At 57.9% G+C, this 10,000-nt stretch carries 9 protein-coding genes and 1 pseudogene; 6 read left to right on the top strand and 4 right to left on the bottom strand.

Annotated features, from left to right (window positions below):
- Nucleotides 1-278 precede the first annotated feature (278 nt).
- Both EAH73_RS21640 and EAH73_RS21635 read left to right on the top strand, forming a co-directional pair.
- Complete coding sequence (locus EAH73_RS21640) at nucleotides 279-647, top strand: hypothetical protein (protein ID WP_140469521.1); 369 nt, start codon at nucleotides 279-281, stop codon at nucleotides 645-647.
- A 223-nt stretch (nucleotides 648-870) separates the two neighbouring features.
- Entirely contained in the window at nucleotides 871-1,761 is an 891-nt protein-coding gene (locus EAH73_RS21635) for an alpha/beta fold hydrolase (RefSeq protein WP_140469520.1), read from the top strand.
- 688 nt (nucleotides 1,762-2,449) lie between these two features.
- Here EAH73_RS21635 and EAH73_RS21630 read toward each other — a convergent pair.
- A complete protein-coding gene (locus tag EAH73_RS21630) occupies nucleotides 2,450-3,211 on the bottom strand; it encodes a LuxR C-terminal-related transcriptional regulator (protein ID WP_140469519.1) in 762 nt (253 codons plus the stop codon).
- 899 nt (nucleotides 3,212-4,110) lie between these two features.
- Here EAH73_RS21630 and EAH73_RS21625 point away from each other — a divergent pair.
- Nucleotides 4,111-4,863: a DUF1349 domain-containing protein gene (locus EAH73_RS21625; protein ID WP_140469518.1), complete on the top strand. Its 753-nt coding sequence runs from the start codon at nucleotides 4,111-4,113 to the stop codon at nucleotides 4,861-4,863.
- Between the two features lie 245 nt (nucleotides 4,864-5,108).
- Here the strand turns inward: EAH73_RS21625 and EAH73_RS24050 are convergent.
- A pseudogene (locus EAH73_RS24050) lies at nucleotides 5,109-5,270 on the bottom strand (hypothetical protein); the annotation flags it as partial.
- A gap of 275 nt (nucleotides 5,271-5,545) precedes the next feature.
- Here EAH73_RS24050 and EAH73_RS21615 point away from each other — a divergent pair.
- Together EAH73_RS21615 and EAH73_RS21610 are read left to right on the top strand one after the other, a co-directional pair.
- Nucleotides 5,546-7,516, top strand: coding sequence for a beta-N-acetylhexosaminidase family protein (locus EAH73_RS21615; RefSeq protein ID WP_140469516.1), 1,971 nt, complete (start codon nucleotides 5,546-5,548; stop codon nucleotides 7,514-7,516).
- Nucleotides 7,517-7,548: 32 nt separating this feature from the next.
- Nucleotides 7,549-7,779 (top strand): hypothetical protein, encoded by a 231-nt coding sequence (locus EAH73_RS21610; RefSeq protein WP_140469515.1) that lies wholly within the window; start codon nucleotides 7,549-7,551, stop codon nucleotides 7,777-7,779.
- A gap of 355 nt (nucleotides 7,780-8,134) precedes the next feature.
- Here EAH73_RS21610 and EAH73_RS21605 read toward each other — a convergent pair whose 3' ends face one another.
- Nucleotides 8,135-8,518, bottom strand: coding sequence for a winged helix-turn-helix transcriptional regulator (locus tag EAH73_RS21605; protein WP_240047365.1), 384 nt, complete (start codon nucleotides 8,516-8,518; stop codon nucleotides 8,135-8,137).
- Nucleotides 8,519-8,652: 134 nt separating this feature from the next.
- Here EAH73_RS21605 and EAH73_RS21600 point away from each other — a divergent pair, with 134 nt between their 5' ends.
- Nucleotides 8,653-9,225, top strand: coding sequence for a hypothetical protein (locus EAH73_RS21600; RefSeq protein WP_140469513.1), 573 nt, complete (start codon nucleotides 8,653-8,655; stop codon nucleotides 9,223-9,225).
- 30 nt (nucleotides 9,226-9,255) lie between these two features.
- On the opposite strand, the gene EAH73_RS21595 is transcribed toward EAH73_RS21600, so the two are convergent.
- On the bottom strand, nucleotides 9,256-9,993 hold the full coding sequence (locus tag EAH73_RS21595) for an SDR family oxidoreductase (RefSeq protein ID WP_140469512.1): 738 nt from the start codon (nucleotides 9,991-9,993) through the stop codon (nucleotides 9,256-9,258).
- Nucleotides 9,994-10,000 lie beyond the last annotated feature (7 nt).

Here is a 10,000-nt window from a genome sequence, read left to right as displayed (position 1 = left end):
GGGCAGCATCAACCGGGTGCGCATCAAGGCCTACGAGTCGAGTGCCAAATACCGGCATATGATGAACGCTACGCCCCGCGTCGAGCCGACGGACATTAACCAAATGCCCGACTAATTGGCTGGCTAGGGGCGCGTGGGCCGGGCAGTTGCCTCGGGCCTCGCCCCTAACCTACCGCTAGGGTCTCCTAAGGGCTTTCCAGGAGCCTCTTTGCAGCTTTTTAGGCTGCAATCAATCCACCCTGCCACTGCCATTCGCGACGGCTCACCCGTTACTCATTATGTTTCAACCCATCTCGCGTCGTCAGCACGCCTTTACCGACTACTCGTACGCCCCGCTCGTGGCCTCAGCCCCGGAGCTGGTCGGATTCACCGAAGAGAAAGCCGCCACCACGCTGTGCCATATTCTAAGTGGTACTATATTGATTTCCAGTCTCTTCACAAGCGCCGAGTGGGGTCCTATTCGTGTGATGCCCTACAAGGCGCACTTGGCCATTGACACGCTGGGCGGCCTCACGGCGTTGACCGCCCCGTGGACATTAGGATTTGCCCACAACAAGCGCGCCCGTAATACCTTCCTGGCCATGGGCGTATTCGGGCTGATGGCTGGCCTGCTTTCGTGCCCCGAGGAAATGCCAAAGCACACCTAGCTTTCGGCCCTCGCCGGTAGCGGCGGGTAATCTTTTCGCGCCGGCAGCGGCCTGGCTGCCCTTCAAGCAGCCTACCGAGCGCCGCAGCCAGCCTTTGGTCGCGGCGTTTTTGGTACGGGCCGGACCCGGTGATTCTATAGCCACAACGCTACTCGCCCGTGCAAACTTTTGGGTGTAGTAGGCAGTGACTACTTGATGCTTATTACTTTATTTTCTGTTCTTTATGCCTTCTTCTACCTTTACCGGTACCGTCGAAACCGAAGTGCTGCGCATCGCCTACGAGCGCCGCGGCCCCGCCGAGGCCCCTGTAGTATTGCTATTACACGGCTTTCCCGATGACGTGCGTACCTGGGATGGCGTGGTAGAGCCTTTACTGGCCGCCGGCTACCAGACGTTGGCTCCCTCTATGCGCGGCTGCGGTGGCTCTGTTTTTCTGGACGCGCGCACGCCCCGCTCGGGCCAGGCAGTGGCCCAGGCCCAGGATGCCATCGACCTGCTCGACCGGCTGGGCATCGACCAAGTGGTGCTTGTGGGCCACGACTGGGGCGCCCACGCGGCCTACCTCGTAGCGGCCCTCTGGCCTGAGCGGGTAGTGCGGCTGGTTGCCGCATCGGTAGGCTACGGCACCGGCATCAAGCCAGGCGACCAAATTCCCATCAATCAGGTTCACGCTTACTGGTACCAGTGGTTTTTTCACACCGAGCGGGGCCACGAGGCTCTCAAAAGCAACCGTCAGGAGTTTTGCCGCTATATCTGGCACCTGTGGTCGCCCACGATGGCCTTCACCGAAGCGGAGTTTGCGCGCACCGCTGCTTCTTGGAATAACCCCGATTGGGTAGAGGTAGTGCTGCACGCCTACTGTGTGCGTTGGGGAGCCGCCCCACCCGACCCGCGCTACGACGCGCTGCAAAAGCAGTTGACGCCCCAGCCCAAAATCAGCGTGCCCACCACCGTGCTGCACGGCGAGTTGGACGGGGCTGGCCTAGTGGCTTCCTCCGAGGGCAAAGAGTCTTACTTCACGGGTCCCTACCAACGGCAGGTGCTGCCGGGCGTGGGGCACTACGTGCCCCGCGAAGCCCCGGCAGCCATTGTGGAGGCGGTGTTGCATGGGTAGTAAGCCCGCTGCCTGCGAACGAACGCCCCCGTCAGTTGTAGGTGCGCTTTATGACCCATGTTTGACATTTTTCCTTTTAAAACCTTTGGCTACCATTATTTTACAGCCGGTGCGCTGCCCAGAAAACTAACGCCAATTAAGCTGCGGCAGGAGCGCAGAAACGTCCTTTTACTAGCTTAAAAGGTTCAGCCGCTTTAAAGTCCAGCCTACCAGGCTGGACTTTTCCGCTATGTGCTGCCTTTGAGTTGCGCAGTCGGTGCGACCCGCTTTTGGTCTTGGCCTACTTAATCAGCCACGCTAACTAGTCGTAGCGCTGGTTAAGCACGCTACGTGGTAGCTAAAGCAACTAGCGCAAATCAGCACCTACAATACTGTAGATATCAGCATCGAATACTCCAATAAGGGCCCCGTAGCTGTTGCAGAACCAGGTAGGTCGTTTAAAAATAGGTTGCTGCTAGCCTAAAATCAGCTTTTTGAGCGGTTTGCTGCGCTGATTTAGCTGATGCAAGTCTCCCTTTCGGTTTGCTGTTGAGTTCTGCAACAGCCACGTCCACTTACTTCTGACCGCCCCTTGGGGGGACGCCCAAGTAGAGGAGGTGGGGAAAGGAGCGTTTCCTGCCTCCTCTCCTAGTATGCTTTACGCTACCTGAAGGGTAGTACGGTAACGTTAACCAAGGTAAAAATCTACTCAAAGCAAGCCCATATTTTGAGCAACCCGGCACGCTTCTATCGCACTGCTCACCTTGAGCTTTTGCAAGATGTTTTGTCGGTGCCGATGAACCGTATTGATACTCACCGCTAGCTGGCTGGCGATTTCCTTGCTTCTTCTTCCGTACTGAATCAATCCTAAAATCTCCTTCTCCCGCGAAGACAACTTATTGTCAAACTGCTGCTTGTCATAATCGATAACCTCCGCGGTCTTCGTGTTCACAATAACTCCTTGGGGAATGTCAAATTCTGGATGCGTATAGAGCACATTGTACAGACAAAGCGCAAACCGTATGGCATCATCTTCAGGACCTTTCAGGTAGAGAATACGGTGCCTTACGAAGACATAATTTCCCTCTTTGTTCTTGATTCTGAGCTTGCTTACAGCTTCGTAATCAAAGCGTTGTGCCACATCGATAGATTTCATCAACTGAAAGAACTGAAACTCCAGCCGGTATTTTCGTTGGAGGTCCTCGGGATGTATTCTGTTGAATAGCTCATCCTCCCATATCGACCTCATGGTGGTATTGTTTTCGTCCAGACCAAGCTGCTGCGCCACCCCACCGGGGTAGAGGTAGCTTTGCCGGGTGTTGAAATCGGAAAGAACAGCTATACCATTTTCTATGGTGGCATAAGTTTGCGCAATGTGCTGGCAGGCTTCCAGTTGAACGCTCGCATCGTTCCCCGCTTCGAAGCGCTGGGCTAGCAATTTTGTATCTAACAAACTTCGGCTGTTGTTCATCTAGGGAGTCTAGGGGCGTGTTCGGGAAACGGAGGAGGGCAAAAGGAAACGAATTTGTAAGTTGCGCTGGTGGCTTTTAGGCCCCCGTTTGCCTTATGGCTGGTGGTTGCGACCCTTTGGCTGCCTCGTCAGGGCAAGGTATGACCCACTGCTTTCCCGGCAACGCAAACGGCGCGTGTACGGGCCTGAGCTAAGCAGTGGCGTGGCTGCGGTGTCCTGTAGCTGGGGCACGGGTTAGTAACGGCGTGGTCCACCGACGTGTTGGCTGGCCTGGCCGGCCGCTGACGGCGCTAGGTAGCCAAGTGCTCCCCCTAGGTCAGCCCCAGCAACCCCGTGCCGCGGCTAAAGGCTGCCGCAGGCGCTTGGCGCCCCACCCGCCCGCCCCCGGATTGGCGCACTATCCTCGCCGGCGTCCCTTGTGGGGCCAGCACTAGGTCGCGGTCGCGAAACGAGCGCGCCGCCCTAGCGGGGTCGCGGAACACGCCTTCGGGCGGACCCACTGCACTCGGCGACGGGCCATGGAGTAGGCATTCTCGCCCGTCCGCTGCCTGGTTATTAAGTACCATCTTGACCAGGCAAACCAGCCGGATACCCCCAAACCAGCCGTTCACACGCGCTGTGGAGTGGTTATTAATAACCATTGGCAGGGCCTTGTGCCGCTCATAGCTTTGCTGCTCTCCTGAGGCAAGCCGCTGAGCGAGCCCTCCGGGCAGCACTTGGCCGCGTGCTAGCCCAACGGGCGTCCGTTGGCCCCGGGCTTGCGCATGGGTAAGTACGGCCGCACTTCGCACGCCTAGCTACCCTAGGCAACCCAAGCCAAGCGGCTGTGCGCCTTCACAACCTGGTTTCCAGCTATCTACCTCCTTACAGGATTTCACCAAATCCCTTTTTCTTGCCCCATGAAAATCCCCCCCTACCTACTGCCGCTGGCCTTGCTCACCGCCTGCACGCCTGATTCGGCCACGACGGCGTCGGCTCCCGAGGCCGCCACCGCTACGCCGACTACGGCGGCGAAGGACGCGGCCCCGCTTGCCGTACCTGGTGAGCCGTGCAACGTGCAGTTCGGCAACCTCACGTTCACCCGCTCGCTGAACGGGGCGGCCCAGCACGCCACCGTCGATAAAGGCGTGCTCACGCTGCGCGCCGAAGCCAAAAGCGATAACTTCAACGACCCTGACGGCAAGCTCACCAACCAAAGCGCCCCCGTGCTGCTGACCCAGGTGGACAACACCAAGCCCTTCACCCTCACGGCCCGGGTCGCCCCGCAGTTTCTGGAAACCTACGACGCCGGCGTGCTCTACGTCTACCTGCGCCCCGACTGGTGGCAGAAGTTCTGCTTTGAGCGCGACGAGCGGGCCCGCACGCGGGTTGTGAGCGTGCGCACCATCGGCACCTCCGACGACAACGACCACGACCTGGTCACGGCTAAGCAGGTGTACCTGAAAATCTCGTCCGATGCCAAAACCATCGGCTTTTACCACTCGCTCGACGGCAAGCAGTGGGAGCTGGCCCGGCTGTATAAAAACGACTACCCCGCCACCATCTGGCTGGGCCTCAGTTCCCAGGCGCCGGTCGGCAACGGCATGAGCACCCGCTTCGATAACTGCACCCTCACCCAGACGAGCATCGCCGACTTCCGCCTGGGACAATGAGGGAGTTGCTTGTCGGCTTGGCTGACGGACAGCTCTTTCCGCTTGCTCTTTCTCTTTTCCTACTCCCAGGAAACTGTTTCCCCTGTTAGCGGCCATCTGCCTGGCTGCCCCCGCTGATAATAGCCAGCGGCGCTAACCTGTAGCACGCGGCAGAGCACCTGCACCGGCTTAGTGGCCGCCACCTGCTCAATAAACTGGTAACGGCTCATGAGGGAGGCGGCTGCGCAAAGACGGTTACGACTTTTTTAAAATGTCGTAACCGTCTTTGCGCGTTTGAGCTCGGCGCGCAAACGCTTCATTTCCTCACGTTCTGCACTGCTCGGTACGGCCTCAGCCAACGCTGGGCGCTGCCAGCGGCCCAGCAAGGCGGGCGACAGGCCCTGGGCGCGGGCCACATCGGTTTGCCGGGCCCCAGCGGCTACCTAGCGCACGCACTCGGCTTCAAAGGCGGGCGTGTAGTTCTTGCGGGTCAGCGGCAAGTCGCTCAGAGGTGTTTTGTCGGGCATGAGCCGTGGACGACAAGACTTGCCCCTGTCCTTTTTTACTCGACCACCTCACTCTTGCACTGTCGCGGCTTACTACGCTCAGGTAAATAGTAGCTATTGTCCAACAAGGTGTTGTACTGAAAGCATAATCGGACGCCCGTTTCATCGGGCTGTCCACCTCCCAGTTTCAAAACGTAATGAAAGGATTATTAACCTTTTTCATGGTGTTGTGTAGCACCTCCAGTGCCTTTTCACAGGCAGCCGGGCAAAGCACTGGGGCTACATTTTCACGACCCGCAACATTACCGGCACTGGTTCCGGCACCAGTGTCGGTTAAGCTTGGTAACGGGTTGATTACGCTAGCTAAATCGGTTGTTCTGATTGTAGCACCAGGTACCGATCCAGAGAGTGTAGCGCTTATTCGCAGTATCCTCACGTCTTCCGGAGTCGAGACGATCGGAACGGCGCGACAGTTACCCGCTGCTTTGGATCACCTCTACTTAGTGATTGGTCAGGAGGAAGCGCCCGTCGTGCGCGCAGCGCTGGCACGAAGTGCTGCTACGGCCGACAGTCATGCCGAAGGCTATACGCTTGCAAGTGTTGCGATGGGCAGCGGTGCCCTCATCACCCTCGCCGGTCATGATGCGGATGGCCTGTACCATGGCGTGCAAACCTTCCGGCAATTAATGCAGCACCCTGGCTTTCCGAAACTGGTCCTGCAAGATCATCCCGCAATGCCCATTCGAGGCACCATCGAAGGCTTTTATGGAGCACCGTGGTCTATGGAGAGTCGAAGCAAGCATCTGAACTTCCTCGCTAGCGTCAAGGCCAACACGTACGTATACAGCCCCAAGGATGATCCTTATGCCCGTGATCGCTGGCGCGAAGCTTATCCGGCGGATATCTTAAAAGAGCTTGGCAAGTTGGTGGCGACTGCTCGGCGCCATCATATCAACTTCGTCTACGCGATATCCCCAGGCCCCTCGGTCTGTTTCTCCGACCCGGCAGATCTTCGCTTATTGGAGCAAAAATTCGCGGCCTTACGCGTACTCGGCGTCCACAGCTTTTATGTGGCGCTGGACGACATCGAATACACTAAATGGAATTGCGTCCTGGATGCGAAGACCTTCGGGCCACCAAGTGCGGAAGCAGCAGGTATTGCGCAAGCCAAACTGCTTAATGCCGTTCAAGCCAGCCTCAATGCCCATGATCCGGCAGCCCGCCCCTTGATCATGGTACCGACCGAATATTACGATGCAAAAGAGAGCCCGTATAAAGCAGCGCTGCGAAAAAATCTTGACCCGAAGATAGTAGTACAGTGGACTGGGACCGACGTGGTGCCTCCAGCTATTGCCATTGCAGATGCGAAGGCGGCGACCAAAGCATTTGGACAAAAAACACTCTTATGGGATAACTATCCTGTGAATGACTATGCGCAGACTACCGGCCGCCTGCTGCTGGCTCCCTACGCGCGACGCGAAGCCGGACTCTCAGCGGAACTGACGGGCATTTTAGCCAATCCCATGAATCAGGAGGCACCCAGCCGCGTCGCGGTTACCGGGGTGGCTGCTTTCGGTTGGAATGACAAGGAGTACGATGCCGACCGCACCTGGAATTACGCAGCGCGCGTCTTGGCCGGGGGAGACGAACAGGCGACAGCCGCGTTGATGACCTTTTTTGATACGCAGCATCTGGCACCAACTTTTGGTAGCCAGCCCTGGCAGCCGCAGGCTCCCCGGTTGAAGGCGATGCTTGACGAAGTGCGCGAAGCCATAGCTCTTGGAGACAATGAAACCCGGCACCAGGCAATTAAAAACCTGCTGCGCCAGGCCGCCGAGTTTACGAGTGCCCCGGATATCATCCAATCCGGAACCATAGATCCTGCATTTGCCCAGCAGGCACGCCCGTGGCTTGACGCTATGCGGGTATGGGGCAGAGCGCTTCAACTAACCGCGGCGGGGCTAGACGCAGCTGACCGCCGCAATTCAGCGGCAGCACAGCGTTACTTCGCTAACGCCAAACAACTTGCGGTTGAAGCCACTGCGATACAAACTATCCCCAAGGTGACTCGTTTCGATGGTCCCATCAAAATAGCCGACGGTGTCCTCGACAAGTTTGTGGCCGAGGCGTCGACACTGATCGCAGTTGATGCGATGGAAACTGACTAGGGCTTTTTGAAGTGACTCTATAAACTGCTACTGTGCTAACTCCTCCCTCTCCGGCCTACGTTATTGGCCTTGATTACGGTACTGACTTGGTGCGGGCGCAGCTCGTTATGCTGCCCGAGTTTGCCGAGAATCCCAACGCGCTGTTCAATCTCTGGAAAGATCACACGGCCTTGGCCGAAGCTGCCAAAATCAATCCCAAGGCCCGTACCTGGGGCGGTGAGGATTTCACTAAATACGAAGGTGGTATAAACTCCTCGGAGTGATTCTGGACCAAAATCATGTACATCACCCGCTAGGATGAGGCCGTGGCGAAGGCCGCCTAATTCTGGATGGAGCACTGCAACTAGCTAATCTTTACGCGCACCGGCCAAGTCCTGACTAGCTTCAAGCGTAGCCGCTGCGCCGCTGGTCACAAGGCCATGTGGCATGAGAACTGGGGCAGCCTGCCCCTGGAGCAGTTTTCCCCCCCCCCGAACTAAAACTAGCCGGTTTGCGTGGTCGTTTATTCACGGAAATATATAGGGCCGATGAGGTAGCTAGTCAACTCTCGGCCGAATGGACCGAGCTTCTTGAATTGACTACCAACACAGTAGTCGCGGTGGCGGGCGAAATAGAGTCTTATTCTAAGGCCTTTTCGCGAGCGAGTCGCTGATACTTCTCCACGGCTGTGTCTTTGCTGGCCTGAAGTTCTGCCAGCAAGCTAGGGTCGGCGATGGTCGGGCAGTGCTTAGCTCCCCACAGTACGAGCTCAACAATCAGGGGGACGGTATCAAGGCCTTTTTCCGTGAGGCGGTAGGTAAACTTCGATTTCTTGTCGGCAGCCACGGCCTTGGTTATGAGGCCTTGCGCCTCCAGCACTGCCAGCCGGTCGGCCAGAATATTGGTCGCAATTTTTTCCTCCGACTGCAGGAATTGCCCATAAGTAGACTTGCCGACGAATACTATATCCCGGATAAGTAGCAGAGTCCATTTGTCGCCTAGTACATCGAGCGACGTGCTCACGGGGCAAGTGGAACGCTGTTTTAGCTCTTTCATAAAAAAGATTTATTTTACTTGCTTTTTGCAATTAAAATGCTCCATCTTTGCACTTGCAAATCGCAAGCAAAGGTACGTATCTTTTTAAACTTCCGCTACCGATGGAACAACCCCACCCCCTCGCGCTCCTCGCGCCCCTCCCCCTTGGCGGGCTCCGGTTAGCCAACCGCGTGGCCATGGCCCCTATGACCCGGGGCCGCGTTACGAATGCCGGCCTCGCGCCGACCGCCGCGCAAGCCACTTATTACCGCCAGCGGGCCACCGCCGGCTTGATTCTGAGCGAGGGTACGTGGATTAGCCAGCAAGCCATCGGGTTCGTCAACGTACCCGGCATCTTCACCCAGCGGCAGGTCGAGGGGTGGCAGTTGGTCACCGAAGCAGTGCACCGCGAAGGGGGCAAGATATTCCTGCAGCTGGGGCATGCCGGTGCCATGTCGCACCCGGATTTTCATAACGGGGCGTTGCCCGTGGGGCCCTCGGCCGTGAACGGGGTTCTCGTTACAACGGGGCGAAAAATTACGGTAAGCGGGCTTAGCGTCATATTGCTGCATAAAGGCGGCATACCCGAGCGGCGTTCGGCGTTTCAGCGCGAGGAACTGAATGGTCCAACCGCTGCCATCGTAAAGCGGAAACTCATCTGCTGTGAGCCGGTCATCAGTCAACTGGTGGCGTGATACGCTGCCTTGCCCATCCACCCGGCACGCCTAAGCCTGCGCGGTAGGCCGAATCACAATTTCGCTCACATCTACCTCGGCCGGCTGCTCGATGGCGAAGGCAATGGCCCGGGCAATGGCCGCCGGCGGAATGGCAATTTCTCCCATCTTCTCCACGATTTGGGCCTTAATAGCCGGATTGGTCATGGAGTCAGCGAAGTTGGTTTGCACGAAGCCCGGCGAGATGCCCGTCACGCGCAACTTGTCGCCGGCCTCTTGGCGCAGCCCCTCGGTGATGGCCCGCACGGCGTTTTTCGTGCCCGCATAGACGGCCATCGTGGTCTTGATGACGAGCCCCGCCGTGGAGAGAATGTTGATGAAATGACCGCTACCCTGCCGGCGAAAGACCGGCAGGGCAGCGGCAATGCCGTACAACATGCCCTTTAGGTTAATGTCAATCATGGCCTCCCAATCTTCGACTTGCAGTTCATCGAGCAGGGAATTGGGACCGATGCCCGCATTGCTGATGAAGACGTCCAGCTGGCCGAATTGCTCGCTGGCCAGTTGGACCAGCGTGGCTACCTCGTCGCGCCGGGCCACGTCGGTGCGGACGTAAGCCACTTGTCCGCCCGCGGCCGTAATGCGAGCCGCCAGCGCGGCTAGCCGGTCGGTGCCCCGGGCCCCCAAGACAACCTTGGCCCCGCGGGCGGCGAGCAACAGCGCGGTAGCTTCGCCAATGCCGCTGCTGGCGCCCGTGATGATAATGACTTTGCCGGTGATGTTGTCCATGATGCGG

The organism is Hymenobacter nivis (assembly GCF_006439025.1).
In the GTDB taxonomy this organism is placed as follows: Bacteria; Bacteroidota; Bacteroidia; order Cytophagales; family Hymenobacteraceae; genus Hymenobacter; species Hymenobacter nivis_A.
This window is presented reverse-complemented; position numbering and strand designations above follow the sequence as displayed.